The organism is Nocardia sp. NBC_00565, from assembly GCF_036345915.1.
In the GTDB taxonomy this organism is placed as follows: Bacteria; Actinomycetota; Actinomycetes; order Mycobacteriales; family Mycobacteriaceae; genus Nocardia.
This window is the reverse complement of the sequence record NZ_CP107785.1, coordinates 1,375,898-1,398,458: the sequence shown is the minus strand read 5'-3', so window position 1 is coordinate 1,398,458 and position 22,561 is coordinate 1,375,898. Positions and strand designations below refer to the sequence as shown.

23 protein-coding genes and 3 pseudogenes are annotated in these 22,561 nt (G+C 64.6%); 12 read left to right on the top strand and 14 right to left on the bottom strand.

The annotated features are described in order from the left end of the window. The first annotated feature begins 12 nt into the window (after positions 1–12). The 3 genes from OG874_RS06750 to OG874_RS06740 are packed head-to-tail and all read left to right on the top strand — an operon-like array spanning position 13 to position 2,645. Positions 13–1,089, top strand: a complete 1,077-nt coding sequence (locus tag OG874_RS06750) for a cupin domain-containing protein (RefSeq protein WP_330254246.1) — start codon at positions 13–15, stop codon at positions 1,087–1,089. 6 nt (positions 1,090–1,095) lie between these two features. Further along, a complete protein-coding gene (locus OG874_RS06745) occupies positions 1,096–1,914 on the top strand; it encodes a fumarylacetoacetate hydrolase family protein (RefSeq protein ID WP_330254245.1) in 819 nt (272 codons plus the stop codon). 11 nt (positions 1,915–1,925) lie between these two features. Next, complete coding sequence (locus tag OG874_RS06740; RefSeq protein ID WP_330254244.1) at positions 1,926–2,645, top strand: maleylpyruvate isomerase family mycothiol-dependent enzyme; 720 nt, start codon at positions 1,926–1,928, stop codon at positions 2,643–2,645. A 309-nt stretch (positions 2,646–2,954) separates the two neighbouring features. Here the strand turns inward: OG874_RS06740 and OG874_RS06735 are convergent, their stop codons facing one another. Beyond that, a complete protein-coding gene (locus OG874_RS06735; RefSeq protein ID WP_330254243.1) occupies positions 2,955–3,896 on the bottom strand; it encodes an acyl-ACP desaturase in 942 nt (313 codons plus the stop codon). 156 nt (positions 3,897–4,052) lie between these two features. Here OG874_RS06735 and OG874_RS06730 point away from each other — a divergent pair. Both OG874_RS06730 and OG874_RS06725 read left to right on the top strand, forming a co-directional pair. After that, positions 4,053–4,511 (top strand): annotated as a pseudogene (locus tag OG874_RS06730) (DUF2252 family protein); the annotation flags it as partial. Between the two features lie 643 nt (positions 4,512–5,154). Further along, positions 5,155–5,385 (top strand): hypothetical protein, encoded by a 231-nt coding sequence (locus tag OG874_RS06725; RefSeq protein WP_330254241.1) that lies wholly within the window; start codon positions 5,155–5,157, stop codon positions 5,383–5,385. Positions 5,386–5,535: 150 nt separating this feature from the next. On the opposite strand, the gene OG874_RS06720 is transcribed toward OG874_RS06725, so the two are convergent. The 3 genes from OG874_RS06720 to OG874_RS06710 form a co-directional block, all read right to left on the bottom strand. Next, the gene (locus OG874_RS06720) at positions 5,536–5,940 is read right to left on the bottom strand and encodes a group I truncated hemoglobin (RefSeq protein ID WP_330257209.1); all 405 of its coding nucleotides are present in this window, start codon (positions 5,938–5,940) and stop codon (positions 5,536–5,538) included. A gap of 128 nt (positions 5,941–6,068) precedes the next feature. Continuing rightward, positions 6,069–6,491: a tautomerase family protein gene (locus tag OG874_RS06715; RefSeq protein ID WP_330254240.1), complete on the bottom strand. Its 423-nt coding sequence runs from the start codon at positions 6,489–6,491 to the stop codon at positions 6,069–6,071. Positions 6,492–6,526: 35 nt separating this feature from the next. Continuing rightward, positions 6,527–7,228, bottom strand: coding sequence for an SDR family oxidoreductase (locus OG874_RS06710; RefSeq protein ID WP_330254239.1), 702 nt, complete (start codon positions 7,226–7,228; stop codon positions 6,527–6,529). A 183-nt stretch (positions 7,229–7,411) separates the two neighbouring features. On the opposite strand from OG874_RS06710, the gene OG874_RS06705 reads away from it, so the two are divergent. Continuing rightward, entirely contained in the window at positions 7,412–7,990 is a 579-nt protein-coding gene (locus tag OG874_RS06705; protein ID WP_330254238.1) for a TetR/AcrR family transcriptional regulator, read from the top strand. A gap of 18 nt (positions 7,991–8,008) precedes the next feature. Here the strand turns inward: OG874_RS06705 and OG874_RS06700 are convergent. The 5 genes and pseudogenes from OG874_RS06700 to OG874_RS06680 all read right to left on the bottom strand — a co-directional run. Further along, positions 8,009–8,320, bottom strand: a pseudogene (locus OG874_RS06700) (FAD-binding protein); the annotation flags it as partial. 236 nt (positions 8,321–8,556) lie between these two features. Further along, positions 8,557–9,561 carry an acetaldehyde dehydrogenase (acetylating) gene (locus OG874_RS06695; protein ID WP_330254237.1) on the bottom strand — a complete coding sequence of 335 codons (1,005 nt, stop codon included), beginning with the start codon at positions 9,559–9,561 and terminating at the stop codon, positions 8,557–8,559. Then, positions 9,558–10,058, bottom strand: a pseudogene (locus OG874_RS06690) (2-keto-4-pentenoate hydratase). The gene OG874_RS06695 and the pseudogene OG874_RS06690 overlap by 4 nt, the downstream one beginning before the upstream one ends. 25 nt (positions 10,059–10,083) lie before the next feature. After that, on the bottom strand, positions 10,084–11,190 hold the full coding sequence (locus OG874_RS06685; protein ID WP_330254236.1) for a VOC family protein: 1,107 nt from the start codon (positions 11,188–11,190) through the stop codon (positions 10,084–10,086). A 70-nt stretch (positions 11,191–11,260) separates the two neighbouring features. Further along, positions 11,261–12,121 (bottom strand): alpha/beta fold hydrolase, encoded by an 861-nt coding sequence (locus OG874_RS06680; RefSeq protein WP_442943380.1) that lies wholly within the window; start codon positions 12,119–12,121, stop codon positions 11,261–11,263. A gap of 296 nt (positions 12,122–12,417) precedes the next feature. On the opposite strand from OG874_RS06680, the gene OG874_RS06675 reads away from it, so the two are divergent. Then, the gene (locus OG874_RS06675; protein ID WP_330254234.1) at positions 12,418–13,347 is read left to right on the top strand and encodes an amidohydrolase family protein; all 930 of its coding nucleotides are present in this window, start codon (positions 12,418–12,420) and stop codon (positions 13,345–13,347) included. Positions 13,348–13,509: 162 nt separating this feature from the next. Here the strand turns inward: OG874_RS06675 and OG874_RS06670 are convergent, their stop codons facing one another. The 5 genes from OG874_RS06670 to OG874_RS06650 form a co-directional block, all read right to left on the bottom strand. After that, entirely contained in the window at positions 13,510–13,953 is a 444-nt protein-coding gene (locus OG874_RS06670) for a TIGR03618 family F420-dependent PPOX class oxidoreductase (protein ID WP_330254233.1), read from the bottom strand. A gap of 376 nt (positions 13,954–14,329) precedes the next feature. Then, complete coding sequence (paaI, locus tag OG874_RS06665) at positions 14,330–14,704, bottom strand: hydroxyphenylacetyl-CoA thioesterase PaaI (RefSeq protein WP_330257208.1); 375 nt, start codon at positions 14,702–14,704, stop codon at positions 14,330–14,332. Between the two features lie 29 nt (positions 14,705–14,733). Further along, positions 14,734–15,045, bottom strand: a complete 312-nt coding sequence (locus OG874_RS06660; protein ID WP_330254232.1) for an EthD family reductase — start codon at positions 15,043–15,045, stop codon at positions 14,734–14,736. After that, positions 15,042–17,081, bottom strand: coding sequence for a phenylacetic acid degradation bifunctional protein PaaZ (gene paaZ, locus OG874_RS06655; protein ID WP_330254231.1), 2,040 nt, complete (start codon positions 17,079–17,081; stop codon positions 15,042–15,044). The genes OG874_RS06660 and paaZ overlap by 4 nt, the downstream gene beginning before the upstream one ends. A 114-nt stretch (positions 17,082–17,195) precedes the next feature. After that, entirely contained in the window at positions 17,196–17,807 is a 612-nt protein-coding gene (locus OG874_RS06650; protein ID WP_330254230.1) for a TetR/AcrR family transcriptional regulator, read from the bottom strand. Between the two features lie 114 nt (positions 17,808–17,921). Between OG874_RS06650 and OG874_RS06645 the strand changes: the two genes are divergently transcribed. The 5 genes from OG874_RS06645 to paaA all read left to right on the top strand — a co-directional run bounded on the left by OG874_RS06645 (position 17,922) and on the right by paaA (position 22,561). After that, entirely contained in the window at positions 17,922–19,142 is a 1,221-nt protein-coding gene (locus OG874_RS06645; protein ID WP_330254229.1) for a thiolase family protein, read from the top strand. Further along, positions 19,139–19,858 carry an enoyl-CoA hydratase/isomerase family protein gene (locus OG874_RS06640; protein ID WP_330254228.1) on the top strand — a complete coding sequence of 240 codons (720 nt, stop codon included), beginning with the start codon at positions 19,139–19,141 and terminating at the stop codon, positions 19,856–19,858. The genes OG874_RS06645 and OG874_RS06640 overlap by 4 nt, the downstream gene beginning before the upstream one ends. Next, a complete protein-coding gene (locus tag OG874_RS06635) occupies positions 19,855–20,718 on the top strand; it encodes a 3-hydroxyacyl-CoA dehydrogenase family protein (RefSeq protein WP_330254227.1) in 864 nt (287 codons plus the stop codon). Before OG874_RS06640 ends, OG874_RS06635 begins: the two co-directional genes overlap by 4 nt. Beyond that, positions 20,715–21,494, top strand: coding sequence for an enoyl-CoA hydratase/isomerase family protein (locus tag OG874_RS06630; RefSeq protein WP_330254226.1), 780 nt, complete (start codon positions 20,715–20,717; stop codon positions 21,492–21,494). The genes OG874_RS06635 and OG874_RS06630 overlap by 4 nt, the downstream gene beginning before the upstream one ends. Before the next feature lie 113 nt (positions 21,495–21,607). Continuing rightward, complete coding sequence (paaA, locus tag OG874_RS06625; protein WP_330257207.1) at positions 21,608–22,561, top strand: 1,2-phenylacetyl-CoA epoxidase subunit PaaA; 954 nt, start codon at positions 21,608–21,610, stop codon at positions 22,559–22,561.

The following is a 22,561-nucleotide window of genomic DNA, read 5'->3' as shown; positions in this document are numbered from 1 at the left end:
AAGGCACTCCCGATGACCGCTTCGGATCCACCGCTCGACGACGAGCTGCTCGATCAGCTCTACCGCGACTTCGAAACCGCCAACCTGAATCCGCTGTGGACCCAGCTCGGCGACCTCATGCCGATGACGCCCACTTCGAAAGCCGTTCCCTTCGTATGGAAATGGTCGACGCTGTATCCGCTCGCGCAGCGCGCCGGGGATCTGGTACCGGTCGGCCGCGGCGGGGAACGCCGCGCGATCGCGCTGGCGAATCCGGGTCTGGGCGGGGTGCCGCATGTGACGCCGACACTGTGGGCGGCCATCCAATATCTCGGGCCGAAAGAGACCGCGCCCGAACATCGCCACAGCCAGAACGCTTTCCGCTTCGTCGTCGAGGGCGAGGGCGTGTGGACCGTCGTCGACGGCGACCCCGTCGCGATGCGCCGCGGTGACCTGCTGCTCACCCCGGGCTGGCATTTCCACGGCCATCACAACGAAACCGATCAGCCGATGGCTTGGATCGACGGCCTGGACATCCCGTTCGTCCACTACACCGATACCGGCTTCTTCGAATTCGGATCCGACTGCGTCACCGACGATGCCACCCCGGACGTGTCACGCTCGGAACGGCTCTGGGCGCATCCGGGCCTGCGCCCCCTCGTCGGCCTCGACGCCAAGGCCAGCTCCCCCATCGCCGCCTACCGGTGGGAACACACCGACGCCGCGCTGCGCGAACAGCTCGCACTCGAGGACGAGGGCTATCCGGCCACCACGGAGCCCGGCCACGCGGCCGTCCGATACACCAATCCGACCACCGGTGGCGATGTCATGCCGACGATCCGCACGGAGTTCCACCGGCTGCGCGCGGGAGCGCACACCCGTCCCCGCCGCGACGTCGGATCAGCCGTGTACCAGGTATTCGACGGTACGGGACGATTCCACCTGGGCGACAAGGTCACCGAGGTCGGCACGGGCGACCTCATCGTGGTCCCGTCGTGGACACAGTGCTCGATCGAGGCCGACACCGACTTCGACCTGTTCATGTTCTCCGACGCCCCGATCGTGGAACGCCTGCACTTCCATCGCACGCACATCGCCGAAGGAGCCTGAACACCGATGAGACTCGCCACCCTGCGCCTGGACGGCACCACCGCACCCGCCCTCGTCTCCGACGCCACGGCCACCGTCATCGAGGGGTACTCGGACCTGTCCGAACTGCTGACCGCACCGAACTGGAAGACGTTGGCAGAGCAGGCATCCGGCCGCACCATCGACCTCGCCGACGCCGACTACGCACCCGTGGTCCCAAACCCGGGCAAGATCATCTGCGTCGGCCTCAACTACGCCACCCACATCGCCGAGATGGGTCGCGAACTGCCCGAGTTCCCGACGCTGTTCTCGAAATTCAAAGAGGCACTGACCGGGCCCTACGACGACGTGATCGTCCCGGCATACGCCGCCGCCGAACTCGATTGGGAAGCCGAACTCGCCGTCGTCATCGGCACACCGGCCTACCAGGTGTCCGAAGCCGACGCCGCGGATTACATCGCCGGCTACTCGGTGATCAACGACTACACCATGCGGGACTATCAGTACCGCACGCTGCAGTGGGATCAGGGCAAGACCTTCGAAAAGACCAGCGGCTTCGGACCATTCCTGGTTACCGACTACACCCTCGGCACCCGCATCGAAACCCGCCTCGACGGCCGGCTGATGCAGAGCGCCACCACCGATGATCTCGTGTTCACCCCCGCCAAGCTCATCGACTACATCTCCCACATCCTCACCCTGCAACCCGGCGACGTGATCATCACCGGCACCACCGGCGGCGTCGGCCACGCCCGCAAACCCCCGCGCTACATCCTGAACGGGGAAACCGTCGAGATCAGCATCGAAGGCATAGGCACCGTCCGCAACACAACGATCGTCAAATAGGGCTTCGCACAGTGGAATTCCACGAACTGCCGCTCGGCGAGCAACTGCTGATCGCCCGCCGCGGCACCGCCTATTTCGCCCAACGCCTGGCCGACCTGACCGACACCGACCTCGACGGCGACACCCTGTTGCCCGGATGGACGCGCAGGCATCTCCTCGCGCACGTCGGCTACAACGCCGCCGCCCTGTGCCGCCTGCTGGACTGGGCGGCTACCGGCGTGGAGACCCCGATGTACGCCTCCCCCGAACAACGAGCCCGCGAGATCGACGAGGGCGCAACCCTCACCCCGGCCGCCCTGGGAAACCTGTTCACCCACACCGCAGCCCGCCTCGACGAGAAATGGCGCAACCTACCGCCGACCGCGTGGGCGGCGCAGGTCCGCACCGCCCAGGGCCGGCTCGTCCCCGCCGCCGAAACAGCCTGGATGCGTACCCGGGAAGTATGGATACACGCCGTCGACCTCGCCGGCAACGGCCGCTTCGGCGACTTCCCCACCGTGGTCCTCGACTCGCTGCTCGCCGATATCGTCGGCATGTGGTGCACGAAGGACCTGGGCACCGGACTCGTTCTTTCCATCGATGGACGCACACCCATTGCGGTGCACCAGGATTCGCCGCCGCAGCATACGGTCGCCGGACCGCTGGCCGCCGTCGTGCGCTGGGCCACCGGCCGCGGCGCGATCGGGGTGACCATCGACACCGACCTCGACGGGCCGCCGCGCTGGCTGTGAACCGGGCCCCGCCATGCGCCGCCGCTATAGATGACCACTGGCCGATCGCCGCGATGGGCGTGCCGTAGTCGTCTGCCATGCCGAGAGACTCGGTCCGTCGATCAGTGCGTGAAAGTGCCGAACCATATCGCGAGCCCAGTCTGCTCCTTCCGCCTACGACGCCGTCGGCGCCGACCACGCAGCGGCGAGTCGAACATCCGCTTCCGCCGATTACCGCGCATCGGTTCCGACGCCGAGGAACTGCTAGGTGCCTACAAGATCGCAGGCACCTACCGGGCAGCTCCGGGTGACTCTGACATCCAGGGTGCCCTACCCGACCCGCGCCGCCTCGCGGGCGAGGATGCGGGCGCGCTGTTCTTCGAATCGGATGACGTCGCGAGTGAGTTTTTCGAGGTACTCGCCGAGTTCTTCGCGGCTTCGTTCGCCGCGTGCGGTGAAGTCGGTGCGCTTGAAGACGTTCCATATTTTCAGGACCGGTAGCAGGACCTCGTCCAGGTGCTGGCGCAGGTCGTAGATCCCATGCTTGACCATCAACACGCCATTGCGACGCCAGTTCGGCATGCCGGTGCCCGGCATGGCGAACGTCCTCAGGACATTGGACACCGACTCCATCGTCTGGTCAGGAGCGATGTCGAACGCGGCACCGGTGATGTTGCGATAGAACATCATGTGCAGATTCTCGTCGGCCGCAATGCGTTGCAGCATTCGGTCGGCGATCGGGTCGTCGCAGACTCGTCCGGTGGTGCGATGGCTGACCCGGGTGGCCAACTCCTGGAACGTCACATAAGCGACCTGATTGAGCACACCACCGAAGCCCTTCGGCGCGTGTACACCGCGGGTCATGTGCACCATCCGGTCGTTCTCCAAGGCGACAGGATCGACAGCGCGGGTGCATACGAGGTAGTCGCGCATCGCGATGGCGTGGCGGTTCTCCTCGGCAGTCCAGCGGCCGACCCAGGTGCCCCACGCACCGTCGTGCGAGAAGTTATCGCCGATCACACGGTGGTAGGAAGGCAAGTTGTCCTCGGTCAGCAGATTCGTGATCATCGCGACTTTGGCGACCTCCGAGAGCCGTGACTGCTCAGGATCCCAATCCTCGCCACCCATTGCTGCGAAGTTGCGGCCCTCGTCCCAGGGCACATAATCATGTGGACACCAGTCCTTGACCGTGGCCATATGCCGGTCGATATTGGCCGCGACAACCGGCTCCAGCTCCGTCAGTAATTCGATTTGCGTCAAATCCTTTGCCATGCAGCGCCTTTCGATTCGGTGGAAAATAACCACGGAACGTACCGCTGTTCACGCATATCTGACTGTGCGGCATTGCCGCACCCACACCCTAGACGAGCGCGTGCGCGAACACCGCGATCAGTGCCGGGTGGGTCATCGATCGCCGCCCAAATCGGTGAAGCATTGTTGTTTCAGATACTTCGATCAAGACGGTCGATCGGCAGATGCACGTTCGTGCACGGCGACGCGGAGTGGCACAACCATCAGGGTCAGCGCGTCGCGGAGTATCAGCAGGCTCTGCAGACGGTGAGCGACCCACTGTTGGGCTGGACCACCGTGGACGGCCTGCAGTACTACGTACGCCAGTTCCGCAATATGAAGGGAACGGTGGACTTGGCCAATATCGACGCTGCCGCCTTCGTCGACTATGTCGCCATCTGCGGGCGGCTGCTCGCCAAGGGCCATGCACGGACGAGCGGCGCGTCCATGATCAGCGGCTACCTGGGTTCCTCCGATGCCGTCGACCGAGCGATGTGCCGCTTCGCCAAGGCCTACGCGGATCAGACCGAAAAGGACCATCAGGCGTTGGTGGAGGCGGTCGCCTCGGGTCGGCTGGCGGCCGAACCCGGAATCTGACTGCCGGTAGGACGGTCCGCGTCAGAGCTTCGAATGCCAGACCACCACTTGTCTCGTAATAGGGCACTATTGGGAGCCCTAGTTCGACTAGTTGGAACAGCAAGCGGCGTAAGGCATTTCCCGTCCGTGCCAACTTCTCGAGCGCAATGGTGTCGTCTGCCTCCGGCCGGCGTCTGATCAGACGTCCAGCGAAACACTGTGCGCTGCCGGAATTCTCGGCCGCCAGCCAATTGCATCCCAACTCCACGAGGAGCAGCGCAGCCAACGGGTCGAGTCGATGACGATACCCTCGGCCGGGGCTGGTATCAGAGTCCGTGTCGGAATGTGAAAGCCGATTACCGCGCCGCAACCACTACACGTCTATGTCTCGAAGAACGCAAACTGCTGACATACCGGACATCGGAATGCGCGCATCGCAGGGACCTATCGCTCGAATATGCATTTCTGCCCGGATAGGCCCGTGAACCGACCGTATCGACCCCCTCGGCGAATCCGGACAACTCAATCTCTACGCAAATACACACCTTGCCACTGTGACCGGCGTCACACTTTGGTCGTATAGTAGACGAGAAGAACTGCGCGATGCGACAACCCAGCACAGCCGAATAGCGATCCGACACCAACTAGTACAGAGGGATTCGCCATGAACAGCACTGAGCATCGTTCGTTGCTGGCCCGTATCTCACCGACGCAATGGGTGGCCCTCGCGGTCACGGTCATGGCGGTCATCTTCGTCGCCGAGAACCGCGGCAAGGTCTCCATCGAATTCCTGTTGATCACCATTCGCTCACCGATGTGGCTGATCCTGCTGACAATGTTCGCCGTCGGATGGGTCACCGGCGTACTCACCATGCGCCGCCGCCGCTCGCGGTAGTTACCCAGGCGATCATCGGTTGGTGCCCGTGGTGATACCTGCGATCGCCGTTCAGGCTGACGGCGGGAGTGCGCGCGGAGCCGGCTCCCGTCGACAGTTCCGCACTTGTGGCGCGCTCACCTGTCGAGCCAATCCTCGATGGCTTGCTAGCTAGAGCGTCGCACCGGACGAGGCGATATCGTCGGCGAGCGGAGAGACCGCACCGAGGATGTCAGCGATGATGTCGTCGGGAACGCCCGCCGCTTTCAGCGAGTCACCCAGATGGCCTGCCACCAAACCGAAATGGTGCGTGGTGATGCCACGGCCCTGGTGGACCTGCTTCATCGGGGCGCCGGTGTAGGGCTCCGGGCCGCCGAGGGCCGCGGCGAAGAACTCGACCTGCTTACCCTTCAACCTGGACATGTTCGTGCCGCTGAAGAAACCGGCCAGTTCATCGTCGGCGAGAACCCGGGTATAGAAGTCCTCGACCACGGCTTCCAAGGAATCGTGACCGCCGATTTTGTCGTAGATGCTGGTGGTTGGCTTGCTCTTCCCGAGCCAGGAGGGAATCCGCATGAGTACAAGAACATCACCGCGCGATTGCGCCACCATTAGCACAGTGTCGCACTCCTATTGCCCTGGGTAGCAACTCGATTGCCCTATCCTCACAACAGCGACAACCGCGTTGAGAGATCTCTGTTCGATCAGTACGGGACGGGTTTGTTCTCGCTGGCCCAGGCGCTTTCGGCTTCGGTGCCGGGTCCGGGTGGGAACAGTCCCGCGATCATCCACAGATCGCGAGGGGACTCGTAAGTGTGGAATTCCCAATGCAGTCCACGGTCTCGGGTATACGGAACCATGATCGAATCGAGCTTCTGGGTCGATCGTTTACGCATATCCGGGTCGTCCAGGTGCCGGGCGAGATGCTCGACGACGATCCGCACGGTGTCGTTCGCCGGTTCCCCGCCGACGAAGAATGCGGATTCCTCGATTTCCTTGAACAGCACGACGACGTAGAACGCCGGGAGGCCGAAACTGGTGTAGACCTCGGTGATGTCTTTCGCGAAGTCCTGTTTGTCCTTGTCGGAGTAGGTGTTCGCGGGATGGTAGATGTGCCACAGTGGCATCGGTGCGTTCTCCTGGTGAGGTGGGTGAACAGTGGTCAGCGTCCGATGGGCAGCGCGAGATCTTCGACGGGCCCGGACAGCGCTGCCTTCAGCTGCCTGGTCACCTCGTCGACGAGTACCTCGTGCTCGCCTCGCTCCACGCCGTCGAAGACGGCCGCGGCCACCTGGCTCGGGTCGATTTTGTCGACGGTGAGACGTTTGACCATGTCGGTATCGGCGAACCCGAGATGCACCCCGACCACCTGGGTGTGCTGGGCGGACAGCTCTAGCCGGAGTGAATTGGTGAGCGACCAGAACGCCGCCTTGGACGCGCCGTAGGCTGCCGCGCCCGCGCCCCACGACAGCACCGAATGGATGTCGATGAGCGCGCCGCCGCCGTTGGCCGCGAGAATCGGCGCGAATGCCTGGGCGACGCGCAGTGGGCCGAAGACATTTGTTTCGAAAGTGGCTACCACATCGGCCATTTCGGCTTTCAACAGCGGCGCCGGGAGGAGTACTCCCGCATTGTTGACGACGATATCGACGTCCGCGGCCAGGGTTGCCGCGGCCGTGACCGAATCGGGGTCGGTGACGTCCAATGCGAGCGGTTCGACGCGGGGGTCGGTGCTGGTCTTCGGCTGGCGGGCGGTCGCGTAGACCTTGGTCGCACCGCGGCGCAGCAGTTCGTCGACGAATGCCTGTCCGAGTCCGCGCTGGCCGCCGGTCACGAGCGCGACCGCGCCCTCGATTCTGGTCATATCCATCCCTTCCGACTTGTTCCTGGTGTCCCCGCGCGAATGGTGCGCCGGATAGATCGGGTGCGGCGAGCACTGCCACTCACCAACACTTTAGATTATGATCATCATCTAAGAAGATGCGCAAGACTGTGACTGCCGAGCGCGCGCCGTTGGGGCGTGCGCGGCCCGAGGAAAGGGGATCACGTGCCGCGAGCATCCCGAGCGCAGGCGCAAGCGCACCGCGAGCAGGTCCTCGACGCGGCCGCGGCGCAGGTACGCGAACGCGGGGCCGGCGCCATGACCGTGCCCGAGCTGATGGCCGCCGCCGGACTGACCCACGGCGGTTTCTATCGGCATTTCCGTTCCAAGGAAGACCTGGTCACGCAAGCATCTACGGCCGCATACGCCGAGAAGATCCGTGAAATGGAACAGATTCGCGCAGACAGCCCTGACGGACCGGCGGCGCGGCGAGCGTTCATCGAGCGGTACCTGTCGGTCCAGCACCGCGACACGGCAGGGCGAGGCTGCGGCATCGCCGCCCTGGCCGGGGATGTGGCACGCGCCGAGACCGACAGCCCGCTGCGGGCGGCATACGTCGATGGCATCCGCAATATGATCGGCAAGCTGGCCGAATTCGGTGAGCGCTCCGCCGACGAAGAGCGCGAAGTGCTCATCGAGGTGTCGGTAATGGCGGGTGCCCTGCTGCTCGCCAGGGCCAGCGCCGGCGACGATCTTTCGGAACGAATCCTGGACGCCGCCAGGGGTTTTCTGGTCGGCGAATAAATAGCCTCTGGGTGTCGACTACTCTTCTCGAGCGAGTGTGGAGGAGGGCTTGATGCCTACCCTCTCGCCGGCCATATCGAGGGCGGCGATGTAGGAGAACGCCATCGACGAGCCCACGGGGCCTCCCGCGCCGGGGTAGATCCGGCCGGACATCGGGGCCATCGTATTCCCCGACGCGTACAGTCCAGTGATCACCGAGCCGTCGGGCCGCAGCACGCGCGCGTGGTCGTCGGTGACGAGACCCCCCTTGGTCCCCAGATCGGACAGCACGATCGTGGCCGCGTAGAACGGCGACTTGTCGATCACGCCCAGGCAAGGATTGGGCCCGTCGGTGTGCGCCCCCGCGGTCTCCACGATCATGAGGTCCCAGGGATCCGCACCGTGCCGTTGCCGGTCTCCAGGAACGCGAGCAACGCGCGCAGCGGCAACGGCGGCAACGGTTTTCGGTGTGATCCGATGGCGCAGGGCGTGCATGCCGTCACGCAGCGTCACATCCTGCAGGAACACTTCGGGCTCACCCGTCACGTGGCCGCCACCCGTCATCGAATCGCTGCGCGATGCTGTATTCACGAGACACTCTCCGGGGTCTGGGTGGCCCGCGTCGTCGCGGCGAGACGTTCGGCGACACGCAGCGCGGCCGAGGTCATGATGTCGAGATTTCCGGCGTACGCGGGTAGATAGTGGGCGGCGCCCTCGACCTCCAGAAACACCGAAACCTGATGCGTCACAATGGCGTCGCCGCTCAGCGTGCGCATCGACCCGTCGTCCGGCAACGGGGTGATCTGGACGGCCTGCTCGAGCCGGTAACCGGGAACATAGGCCGCGACCTCGGCGACCATCATCTCGATCGAGGACCGCACGGCCACATGGGTTTCCGGATTCGGATCACCGATCAGCGCCAGTACGGTGTCACGCATGATCAGCGGCGGTTCGGCCGGATTCAGGACGATGATGGCCCGGCCCCGGGTGGCACCGCCGACCGCTTCGATCGCCTGGGAGGTCGTCTCGGTGAACTCGTCGATATTGGCGCGGGTTCCGGGACCGGCGGACTTCGAGGCGATGGCGGCGACGATCTCGGCGTAGGGCACCTCGGTGACACGTGTGATGGCGGCGACAATCGGGATGGTGGCCTGTCCCCCGCAGGTCACCATGTTGACATCGGTGGCGTCCAGGTGCCGGTCCAGATTCACCGCGGGTACGACGAACGGGCCGATCGCGGCCGGAGTCAAGTCGATCAGCCGCTTCCCGTATGGCTCCATGGCTGCCGCATTGGCGCGATGCGCACTGGCGGAAGTGGCGTCGAACACGATGTCGATCTCGTCGAAATGCGGCATCGCGATCAGTCCGGCAGTGCCGCGCGCGGTCGTCGGCACACCGAGCCGCGCTGCGCGGGCCAGACCGTCGGACGCTGGATCGATGCCGACCATGGCGGCCATCTCCAGGGTGTCCGACAGGCGCAGCACCTTGAACATCAAGTCGGTGCCGATATTTCCCGAGCCGATCACGGCTACTTTGGTACGGCTTCTGACCGGGGGGTCTGTGCCGACGATTCGCAAGTGGCGCTCGCTCATTTGTCCTCCAGCGTGAAGTCGACGGTACCGAGAGTTTGTGCGCCACTGAATAGTTCGGAGCGGACACGAGTACCGGGCCGCAACGGCGCCATCGGGCGAGCGCACCGGACAGGATGACCTCACCGGCGCGCAGTGGATCACCGAAATCGCGGGCTGTGCGTGCCAGCCACGCGAGCGCATTGAGCGGATCGCCCAGGCACGCCGAACCGGTTCCGGTGGACACGATCTCACCATCAATCGCCCCCGAAATCGGGCTGATTCACCCCGAGCTGCCGCTGGACCGCCGGCGAGGTCAGCCCGATCTTGCGGCCGACGATGCGGGCACCCGCCGCGAGGCGGCTGCTGGTGCCGATGCGCTGCACCGCGTACGCCGCCGCGACATCGTCGGGACCGATCAGATCGCGCACCGCGGCGACCGGCGCACCGGTAGTCGCGGCGACGGAAAGCCGCTCGGCGGCGGCGCGGACGGCGGGCGAGTTGATCACGGTCGATGTCATACCGCCTCCTCGGTCGAATGGACGTTCATATCGGCAGCCAATTCGTCCGCGACACCGGCTGTTCGGAAGATGCGTATGGTTTCGTCGTCGGTGTCGATGGTGTTCCTCGCGGCAGTCCTCCCGCGAGCTGAGAAACGGTGATCTCTGGCGTGGACAAACTCCGGACCGCCTGCCGGAACTGAGCGAACTTGTCCAGCACGGTCTCCCCCACCGGGGTGTGGCCCCAGATGCTGATGCCCTGATAGGTGGTCGGCTCCCAGGTGGTTTCCAACTCCGGGCCGATCACGATCGGATTCCAGCCGACCTCGAGCTCGAACCCCGAGGGTGTCACGCAGTAATAGGACAGCTCGCGGTCGTTGGTGTGCTGACCGACCGACCACGCCATCCGGAACCCGAGATCGGTGACCCGCCTGAAGGAGGCGAGCACGTCGTCCAGGGTCTCGGACTGAATATTGATGTGCTGCACCCGAGTTCGGATCGGATCGATCTTGATACCGCGAATATTGGCGATCGCGATCGAGTGATGGCGCTCATTGACCCGCAGGAACTGGATCTTCATCTTCAACCCGGAGACGTTCTCGTCGATGTAATCGGACAGCCGGGAGTCGAAAACGGTGTAGTAGTAACCACGCATCGACTCGGGTTCGCGAGACAAGATCGCCACATGCCCCAGGCCCGCCTCGCCGGTCACCCAGCCGGAGCTCAGCATCCGCAACGGCTCCTGCGTTGTCACCGGCACCGTAAAGATCTCCTGCACAATGCCTTTCGGCCCCGCGAACCGCCACAACCGCTCCACACCCCGCAGCGCGGCCTCCGCCGCGGTGCCCTCGCTGATCGGCACGCCGCGGTCGGCGACCCGGGCGATGATGCGGTCGAAGGTGGTGTGATCGTCCACCTGCCAGCCCAGCGCGGTCACATCCTCGGCCGGACCACGTTGGATGAGGAACCGGCAGGCCCGGTCGTCGAGACGGAAACGAAGGACGCCGCCGTCCAGTTCGTCGACGTGCAGGCCGATCGCGTCGGCACCGAAGCGCCGCCAGTCGGTCCGCCGATTCGATTGCACGACAACGTATCCCAGGTGGACCGCGCCGAATACCGAGCCATCGGCGTTCGGGCGCTGAAAGTGGTTCATGCGGTGTCCATTCCGGCACGAGCGGGGGCCTGCCCGGTTGCGCTTCGCTGCCCCCTCCGGCCCTGACCACTCATGCCGCTGCCTCCAGGAATGCGGTGGCCAGCGAGTTGAACAAGTCCGCGCGCTCCCACTGCACCCAGTGGCCGGTGTCGGCCGCCAGATACAGGTCACAGTTGGGCATGGCCCCAGCGAGCGTAGGGCCCCCGTCGGGCCGGTTGACCTTGTCCTGCGCGCCCCAGATCACCAGTGTGGGGTGGGCGGCTTGGCGCAGGCGCGAGTCGCGGGTGAAGTCCATTCGCCACAGTGTGCGCAATGCGAGCGGGCCCGATGGGCGCCGCAGCGGCGGGTCGGCCACGACCTCGGGGTCGATGCTGGCCCGGTAGCGCTCATCGAGGACCTCGTCGGTCACCGCGCTTGCGTCGAATACCAGGTAGTCACGGATGAACCGGGTGAGCTTGTCCCGGCTCGGGCCGCCACCACCGTAGTAGGCCAGCAATTCCTGTAGCCCCTTCGTGGGCAGTGCACGAGTGGTGCCGATGCCGCCGGGACCCATCAGGATCAGCCGGCCTACCTGCTGCGGCCGGTCCATCGCCAGGCGCAGTGCCGCCGCACCACCGTAGGAGTTGCCGACCAAATGCGCTGTGGCGATGCCGAGTTCGTCCAGCAGCCCACCGACCGCCCGCGCGAGATCGCCGAATGGGTCGGACTGATCCACGCGCTTCGAGGACCGCCCATAGCCGGGCAGGTCCGGCACGATGACCCGGAACCGCTGCGCCAGCACCTCGACGTTGCGCGAATAGTTGGACAGCCCCGACGCCCCCGGGCCGCCACCGTGCAGCAGCACAACAGCAGGTCCGGACCCGACTTCGGTGCAGAAGATCTCACGTTCGCCGACCCGGACGGTACGCCCGGCTCCGACGGCCTTGTCGATGCTTGTCACAGCTACCTCCACGCATTCTATTGACCAAATAGTCAGTCACGATCACTTCCTCTGTCAAGAGAAAATGATGAAAACATCAGAAACTGGACTAGGGCCGCCGCCAGATGGCGTAACCGTTCCCATTGAAGACGAATGCGCAGGACGTAGGCGCCGCGCAGGATGGTCGAGTAGATCGGCGTCAATGATGATTCATTGCATTTCTGATGAAATCCTCATACATTGGGACTTGCACGCCCACCGGACTCCGGGCGACAAACCCTCAACGACGAGAGGTCAGGAGACAAGGGATGTCCCACAACCGGATCGACACCCATCAGCATCTGATCCCACCGGCCTACCGCACACTGCTCGACGACCGCGGCCGCACAGCCGGCGGCTGGCCAACACCCGACTGGAACGTGGCCGCTGCGATCGACCTGATGGACCAGGAATCCATTGCGACCGGAATCCTGTCACTCAGCGCCCCCGGCGTGCATTTCGGTGACGACGCCGAGGCCCGCACCCTGGCCCGCCAGGTCAACGACTACGGCGCTGAACTGGTCAAGGATCGCCCCGACCGCTTCGGCCAATTCGCCTGCCTCCCGCTGCCCGACGTCGACGGTGCGATCACCGAAGCCGTCTACGCACTCGATGAACTCCACGCTGACGGCGTGGTCCTGCTCTCCAACGCCCAGGGCCGCTATCTCGGCGCCCCTTCCTACGAACCGTTGTGGACCGAACTCGACACCCGCTCGGCCGTTGTGTTCATCCACCCCACCGAACCACCGATCACCATGCTCGACGGCATGCCCAGTCCACTGCTCGACTACCCCTTCGACACCACCCGCACCGCAATCCACATGGTCGTCAACGGCGTCATGAACCGCCATAGCCGACTGAAGGTGATCCTGTCCCACGGCGGCGGATTCCTCCCCTACGCCGCCTACCGCTTCCTCGGCGCTGCCCAATTCAACCCCGGCACCACCACCGAAACCATCATGGCCGACATGCGGCGCTTCTACTTCGACACCGCATTGTCATCCACCCCATCGGCGATGCCATCACTACTGGCCTTCGCCGATCCGACCCGCATCACCTACGGCAGCGACTTCCCTTTCGTACCCTCCAGCCACCTGTTCAACGTCGCGCTCGACAACACCCCACTCGACGACAACCTGCGTTACGCCATCAACCGAGGCAACGCCGAAACCCTGTTTCCACGACTCGCCACCCGATGAGGTTGGAGTGTCGGACCGCCTCCGAGAAGGTAGTGCGCCGATAACAGTGTCGGCCCGCCGTCTGCGGCGACGATGACGCTGGGCGACAGGTCGATCAGCGCGCGCGCCGGGCGGAAACTTCCGCTCATCGGATCGGAGCGATCCGATGTGGGGTGATTCCCCTCAGCCATTGCCGTAGACGCGGTCCGGTGTGACCAGGACGACCGCGCGGCGCTCGGCGGCCATGACCCTGTCGTACTCATCCCAGTCCTCGTGGGTGCCACCGGCCGCGGTGAATACCTCACGCAGAAGTATTCGCAACCGTTCGGCGTCGATACCGGGGGCCGGATCGTCCGGACCGGCGATCCATACCGCCCCCTCCGCAGCAGCCCACTGCCAACCGACACGGACGACGACCGTCATGCGCGGTCGGGTACGAAGGTGATCGAGCTTGCGAGTACCGCCACGCACCACTATCCCCACCACCGGCTCACCGGTCTCGGGGTGGTTCAACACACCCGCATTGACCAGGGACGACTGGATCGTCCCGTCCGCTCGCAACGTCGAGACGACGCATAGGCCGTGGTCACCGGCGATCAGCTGCGCGAAGTCCGCGAGATCGGTCACGCCAGAAGTCTACTTATCGGTGCACCTGCGGGCGAGGAAGTCAGCGACGCCGCGACTGATCGTCGGTCGTTCGGGAGACGATTGCGAGGTACTCGGATTCGTCCTGCATGAGGGCTGGTCGGCATAGGAGCCGACAAGGCCCGCCGATCACCTCGAGCCAGTTCTCGATCCGGCATGAGGGTGACCAACCGCCTGCAGTCGATCGATGGCGTCTTGTCCACCAAAACCTAGTTGATCTTCGAGGAAGACAGCGGGCCTGGGGCGCAATGGGTTTGATGACCGCTGTCCGAGCGGACGCCTGAACCCATGGAACGACTTCGAGGGCGCATCGGCGACAATGGTCACCGGCTGCGCCCTCGAAGAAGGGGTTACCGCACTACTGCGGAGCGGGAATTGTCCGGCTGTCGCCTCGGAATTCGGCAACCACGTGATCGCCGCTCGTCACGGTGACATCGTATATTCCGTTGCGGCCGAACCGGGCTCGCTCGACGGCATCTGCGACGAGAATGTCGCCGACCTTTGTCGGGCGTAGGTATCGGATATCTGCCCGAGCCGCGACCGCCGCATTGTCATAACTGTTACAGGCCAATGCAAATGTGGTGTCCGCGATGATGAACACATAGCCACCGTGTGTAATGAAGTGCCCGTTCAGCATCGACGATGTCACGGTCATCGTTGTACGAGCATGGCCTGCGGACAACGCCAACAGTTCGATACCCAATAGCTTCGACGCGACATCGGCTTCGAACATCTCCCTGGCGATACGCAAGCCGTGCTCACTCACCTGACGGACTGTTCTTCCTGGGTGAACATCGTGACCCCGCCAGTGGCGAAGTTACGCAGGTCCTTGCCCGCGGCACGCATCTCCGGCGAGACCATTCCCGCCTTCAGCGCCTGCTCGTCCGCGAAATACAGGTTGGCCACCGCATAGTACGGTGGCTCGCTACCATCCACCGAAGCCGCTTTGCCCCAAGTGAATTCGGTCAATCCGGGAACCGCGCGAGTGAGGGGGATGTGGACGGAGGTGTAGTGCTCGTCGAACTCTGCTGGGTTCTCCGGCTTGCCGTAGCAGACAGCGATACGAAAGGTCATGATTCCTCCGGCTTGGCGACGAGGGTCAGCACGTCGTATGTCGCGACGGCCTCATCGTTCTGGTTGACAACCACTGCATCCCAGCGGACTTCACCGTAATCAGCGCTCTGGCGTGGCGTGATCAGCTTTGCTGTCAGCGTCACGGTGAGCGAATCGTCCGCCTTCACGGGCGTCAGGAACCTCAGGTTGTCGACACCGAAATTCGCCAGGACCGGGCCTGGTGCCGGCTCGACGAACAGCCCCGCGGCGAGGGATACGATGAGGTATCCGTGCGCGACGATGCCACCGAACAATGGGTTCGCGGCTGCTGCTTCCGGGTCGGTGTGCGCGTAGAACGTGTCCCCGGTGAAGTCGGCAAAGTGCTCGATATCGGCGCGCGTCACCTGACGCGGACCGCCGATGATCGTATCGCCGAGCCTCAGTTCACCGAGGTCTTTGCGGAACGGATGCACGTCACCGGTAATGCGGTCCGAGCCCGCGACCCACTTGTTGCCCACCGCGGTGAGCACGTTCGGGGTTCCCTGAATTGCGGTGCGCTGCATGTGATGCAGCACGCCGCGTATACCGCCGAGTTCCTCACCACCGCCGGCGCGGCCTGGACCACCGTGCACGAGAACGGGAAGTGGCGATCCGTGGCCGGTCGATTCGCGAGCGTCTTCGCTGTTGAGCACGAGAACCCGACCGTGATACGGAGCGAGTCCCAGCACGATCTCGCGCGCGATGACCGCATCCTTCGTCACGACGGATGCGACGAGACTGCCCTTTCCGCGTGCGACAAGCTCGATCAGTTCTTCGGCGTTGTCGTAGCCGATCACCGTCGACACCGGGCCGAACGCCTCGATCTCGTGCGGTTCTGTCGCCGCCTGATCGCCGGCGCGCAACAGGATCGGCGATATGAACGCACCCGATGACGCGGATGCTCCGACGACTTGTACCGATTCGGGATCACCGAACACGATCTCCGCCGATTTGGTCAGTCCCCGAACCGATTTCAAGACCTCCTCGCGCTGTTCGATGCTGGCGAGCGCCCCCATGGTGACGCCCTCGGCATTCGGATCTCCGACGACGACCTTCGCCAAGCGCGCCTTCGTCGCATCGATCACGTCGTCGACCAGGGATGCTGGGACGAGGGCACGACGAATCGCGGTGCACTTCTGCCCAGCCTTGACCGTCATCTCGGTGACGAGTTGCTTGATGTAGAGCTCGAATTCGGGATCGTCGGTCCGCACGTCGGGTCCGAGTACCGATGCGTTGAGGGAATCCGCTTCGGCAGTGAAGTGGACCCCCTCGCCGACGACATTGGGATGCGCGCGCAGCGTCGCCGCGGTGTCGGCGGATCCGGTGAAGGCGACGGAGTCCTGACCGCCGAGGTGGTCGAGCAATCCGCGGGCGCTGCCGGACAACAACTGAACCGAACCCTCCGGAAGCAGACCGGATTCGATGATGCGCCGGAACACGAGTTCGGTCAGGTAGGCAGTCTGACTGGCGGGCTTGACGATCGAGGGCACTCCGGCGATGAACGCGGGCGCGAGCTTTTCGAGGAAACCCCATACTGGGAAGTTGAACGCGTTGATCTGCACCGCCACACCACGTCGCGTGGTGTAGATGTGCTGGCCGAGGAAAGTGCCTTGCTTACCGAGTTGCTCGATCGCGCCATCGAGATACACCGTGTCGTTGGGCAGTTCGCGGCGCGCCTTGCTCGCATAGCTGAGCACGGTGCCGATGCCGCCATCGATATCGATCCCGGAGTCGCGCTTGGTCGCACCGGTCAGGCGTGAGATCTCGTAGAACTCTTGCTTGCCTGCCAGCAGCGTCTGACCGAGCTGCTTGAGCTTGGCCGCGCGCTCATGGAATGTCAGCTTCGCCAGCGCAGGGCCACCCACGGTGCGCGCGTAATCGACCGCGCCCGCGAGATCGAGTCCCGTCGACGAAATGCGGGCAACCTCAGCACCGTCGATCGCACTGAGCAGCGGCGTGCCCTCGTCGGCCGCGGCGAACCAGCGCCCCTGTACGTAGCTTTCCAACAGTCTGCTCACGAAGCCTCCATCGCACCGTACGTTCGGTCGGTAATTACAATCCCCTCAGACATCGAGCGTTGTCAAGCAGATGACATCGAGAGCCGACCCGGAACAAGCCCGCGGGGGTGTAGGTCAGGTGCGGCGAAGACCGTCGAATACGAGGGCGACGACGGCATCGGCCAAATCCGCCGAAGAGCCGCCGGTGCGCGGTCGGTACCACTCGATGAGCGAGTTCACCGTGCCGAAGACGAGCCTGGACGTGAGCGCGGGATCGATGCCCGGCCGCAGATCGCCCTCCGCCGCGGCCGCGACAACCAGACCGCTGACGAAATCGTCGAACTCGCGTCGCCTGGCCAGCGCGCGGCGTTCCACCGGGGTGTTCCCGCGCACCCGCAGCAGCAGTGTGACGTAGGGCAATTCGGCGCACAGGATCTCGACGCTACGGCGGACCAGGTACTCGAGCCTGTCGATATAAAGGCCGGTGACCGCCCGCTCCTCCGTCGTGACCGCGAACAGCGCGTTGAGAGCCCGGGCGAGCGCCAGTTCGAGCAACTCCGACTTGCCGGACACGTGGTGATATATCGACGACTTGGTGATGCCCAGACCACGCGCCAGCGTATCCATGCTGGTGCCGTCGTACCCCTTGTCGTTGAATACCTTCACCGCGACGGCCAGGAGTGAATCCAGATCGTATCCCGGTCGGCCGGGCAGTCCGGTCCTGCGTGTCACGCGTGCGTTCGTCATGCTCCACATCCTCCCAGTCGAAGCAATTTTGCGCCGCAATGGGCCGACACCCTCTTGCCAACCAACCGAATGTTCGGTTATTAATGAAGTACACACCGGCTGAGGAGTACACCCGTGGGCGAAGTTTTCTTGGTATCCGGCGCACGCACCCCGCAAGGGCGTTATGGCGGTGCGTTGGCAGGAGTCCGGCCCGACGACCTCGCGGGCATCGTTGTCGGCGAGGCCGCTCGTCGGTCCGGTGTCCCACTCGATGCCATCGACGAGGTGGTCCTCGGCGCCGCGAATCAGGCAGGTGAGGACAATCGCGATGTGGCCAGGATGGCCGTCCTACTCGCCGGTCTCCCCGACTCCGTGCCCGGGTACACCGTGAATCGGTTGTGCGCCAGCGGGTTGACCGCCGTAGCCACTGCGGCCAATACGATTCGCGGCGGCGAGGCGGACATCATCATCGCCGGCGGTGTCGAGTCCATGACCCGAGCACCGTGGGTGATAGCAAAGCCTGGGACCCCGTGGGCGAAGCCGGGCGAAATCTTCGACACCTCGCTCGGGTGGCGGTTCACCAATCCCACCTTCACCGCACACGACGCCGCGATCCCCGCAGGCTCCGGCCCCGAGGTCCGCAAAATCACGCTCTCCATGGGCGAGACCGCCGAGGAAGTTGCCCGCAGCGAAGGCATTACCCGCGCCGAGAGCGACGCTTTCGCGCTGCGCAGCCAGGAACGCGCCGTGGCAGCCGTCGACAGCGGGCGCTTCCGCGACGAGATCGTGCCCGTCCCGGTCGAGGGCGGCGAGGTCACCGAGGACGAAACACCGCGCCGCGGAACCACACTGGAGAAGCTCGCCCGACTGCGCACCGTATTCGACAAGAACGGCATCGTCACCGCCGGGACATCGTCACCGTTCTCCGACGGCGCCGCGGCACTGATCGTCGCTGGTGAAGCGGCGGTGCGCAGGTACGACCTCGAGGTGCGCGGGCGCATCGTCACCAGTACCAGCGCGGGCGTAGCACCGAACGTGATGGGACTCGGGCCCGTACCGGCAACCCGGAAGGCACTCGCACGAGCGGGGTGGTCGATCGACGATCTGGGCGCCGTCGAACTGAACGAAGCATTCGCCGCACAGTCGCTCGGCGTGATCAGGCAACTGAAGCTCGACCAGGGTCTCGTCAACGCCGACGGCGGCGCCATCGCGCTCGGCCACCCGCTCGGTGCGTCGGGTGCACGAATTCTGTTGACGCTGCTGGGACGGATGGAGCGCGAGAAAGCGCGGCGCGGTCTCGCGACCCTGTGCGTGGGCGTCGGTCAGGGTGTCTCGATGCTGATCGAGGCACCGTGAGCAGCGTCGCCGTCGCAGAATTGCCGGACCGGTTCATCGTCACGCTCGACCGGCCGGCTCAGCGCAATGCCATCGATGCGCAGATGATCTCCGAGCTGCACGACATCTGCGCGACCATCGAGCGAAATCCCAAGCCGTTGTTGCTCACCGGGCGCGGCGACCACTTCGCCGGCGGTGCCGACATCAACCAGCTGCGCGCGCGCACTCGCGACGACGCACTCGCCGGCATCAACCGAAATCTGTTCGACCGCATCGCGAAACTACCGCTGCCCACCGTGGCCGCGGTCAACGGCTACGCGCTCGGTGGTGGCGCGGAACTCGCCTACGCGTGCGACATCAGAATCGCCACTCCGACAGCAGTATTCGGAAATCCCGAACCCGGACTCGGAATCATGGCCGCGGCCGGAGCAAGCTACCGACTGCCGTCGCTGATCGGAATATCGGTCGCCAAGCAGGTCCTGTTGGGCGGACGCAACCTCGACGCCGGGACCGCGCTGCAGACCGGCTTGATTCTGGAGATAACCGAGGACCATCTCGCGGCGGCACACAAGCTTCTCGATCGCATGGCCCGCCAGTCACCACTCGCGCTGCGGTTGACGAAGACGATCGTCAACGCCCCCGGCTCACACCCATGGGCCGACGACATCGCGCAAGCGGTGCTGTTCGAGACCGAAGACAAATACCAGCGCATGACTGCCTTCCTGGAGAAACGATGACAGAGATCCCGAAGCATGTTGGCGTAGTCGGCGGAGGGCGGATGGGCGCCGGCATCGCGCAGGTGTTCGCGGCACTCGGCTCGACCGTCGTCATCGCGGAGGCCGGCGATCAAGCCGCTGCCCGGGATCGTGTCCGGACCGGCCTGACGAGAGCTCACGAACGCGGCCAGCTCGGGACCGAAGAACCCGCCGATGTGCTCGCCCGTGTGCGGACGGTCGGTGCCCCTGCCGAGTTGCCTGCCGATCTCGATCTCGTCGTCGAAGCGGTTCCGGAAATTCCGAGTCTGAAGGTCGACGTACTGTCGTCGGTGGAAAAGACAGTCGATGCCTCGACCGTGATCGCCAGCAACACCAGTTCGATCTCGATCGCGGAGTTGGGTGCGGCGCTGAACGATCCGAGCCGGTTCATCGGAATGCATTTCTTCAATCCGGTACCAGCGTCGTCGCTCGTCGAGATCGTGCGCGTGCCCAACACCGCCGCCGCAGTCGTCGACAAAGTCCGCGGCTGGGTGTCCTTGCTCGGTAAGCGCGAGGTACTGGTCAACGATTCTCCTGGCTTCGCCACCAGCCGCCTCGGCGTCTGTCTCGGGCTCGAAGCGATCAGAATGCTCGAGGAAGGTGTGGCCGACGCCGAATCGATCGACCGGGCCATGGAACTCGGTTACCGCCATCCGATGGGGCCGCTGCGGTCGACCGATCTCGTCGGTCTCGATGTCCGGCTCGCGATCGCCGAACACCTCGCATCGACGCTGGGCGATCGATTTACTCCCCCGGAGTTGCTGCGAGACAAGGTCGCTCGCGGAGAATTCGGCCGCAAATCGGGCCAGGGTTTCTACAACTGGGAAGAGGCAAGCAGATGACAGTACGGCTGATGACGGCACTCGGACTGGCCACGATCACCCTCGCCAGGCCGTCGGCGCATAACGCACTCGATGTCGCAACGAAACTCGCTTTGCTCGACGCGGTGACTGCGGCCGCGAAACACCCCGACGTGCGAGCAGTGCTCGTCACCGCCGAGGGTAAGAACTTCTGCGTCGGCCAGGATCTGGCCGAGCACGTCGCCGCGCTCGATACCGATCCGGCTACCGCGATGGATACTGTCGGCGAGCATTACAACCCGCTCATCCGCGCGCTGAAATCGCTCGAAGTACCTGTTGTCGTCGCGATTCCCGGTGCGTGTGTCGGGGCCGGCCTCGGTATCGCGCTGGCCGCCGACATCCGTATCGCCGGAACGCGGACAACATTCGCGACAGCGTTCACCGGTATTGCGCTGGCCAGCGACTCCGGCCTGAGCTACGCGCTCGTCGAAGCTCTCGGAAGCAGTCGCGCCGCCGGGCTGATGCTGCTGGGGGACCGCGTGACTGCCGCACAAGCCCTCGACTGGGGGCTGGTCCATCGTGTGGTCGCAGACGATGCGGTGCTGACGACGGCCTCGGAAATCGCGCAGCAGCTCGCGGAAGGGCCCACCGAGGCCTACCGCCAGGTCAAATCCCTCGTCGCCGCCTCGGCATCGGGACTGTCCGACGCCCTGGACCGGGAACTCGCCGCGCAGAAATACCTCGGCTGCACGGCCGATCACAAGGCTGCGGTACAGGCTTTTCTAGCCAAGAAGAGGCCCGTTTTCACCGGCGCCTAGGGCACGAACGAGCGCGCTGGCGGGGCTTGGACATTGCTACCCGAGCTTGTGTTCCGCACCGCTGGGCCGCATACTAATTACCAACCGAACATTCGGTAATGAAAGTAGAGTATATGCCCAGGTCACACGCTTCCGACATCGATGCGCTGCAGACGTTGTTCGACGATACGATCGTCCACGAGCAGCGCATCGAACCCCGAGACTGGATGCCGGACGGCTATCGCAGGACGCTGATCCGTCAGATCGCGCAGCACGCACACTCCGAGATCATCGGGATGCAGCCCGAGGGGAATTGGCTCACCCGTGCACCGTCACTGCGTCGCAAGGCGATTCTGATGGCCAAGGTCCAGGACGAGGCAGGTCACGGGCTCTACCTCTACTCCGCAGCCGAAACCCTCGGCGCCGACCGCGGTGACCTGACGGTCAAGCTCATCGAGGGCAAACAGAAGTACTCCTCGATCTTCAGCTACCCGACGCTCACCTACGCGGATGTCGGGACCATCGGCTGGCTGGTCGACGGTGCCGCGATCTGCAATCAGGTTCCCTTGTGCCGCAGCTCTTTCGGCCCCTATGCCCGCGCGATGATCCGCGTGTGCAAGGAGGAGTCGTTCCATCAGCGCCAAGGCTACGAACTGCTGATGACGATGATGCGCGGCACCGACGAGCAGCGCGCGATGGTGCAGGAATCGGTGAACAGATGGTGGTGGCCCGCGCTGATGATGTTCGGCCCGCCCGATGACGAGTCGCCGAACACCGAGCAGTCCATGAAGTGGGGCATCAAGCGGCACACGAACGACGAACTGCGCCAACGATTCGTCGACATGTCCATTCCGCAGGCCGAGGCGTTGGGCGTGACGTTCCCGGACCCGGATCTGACGTGGAACGAAGACCGGAAGGCACACGATTTCGGCGAGCCCGACTGGAGCGAGTTCATGGCCGTCGTCAAAGGCGACGGCGCCTGCAATGTCGAGCGCATCGCCAACCGCCGTGCAGCTCACGAGGGCGGCGCATGGGTGCGCGAAGCAGCGACGGCATTCGCCGCGCGCGAGCAGGAGGCAGCATCGTGA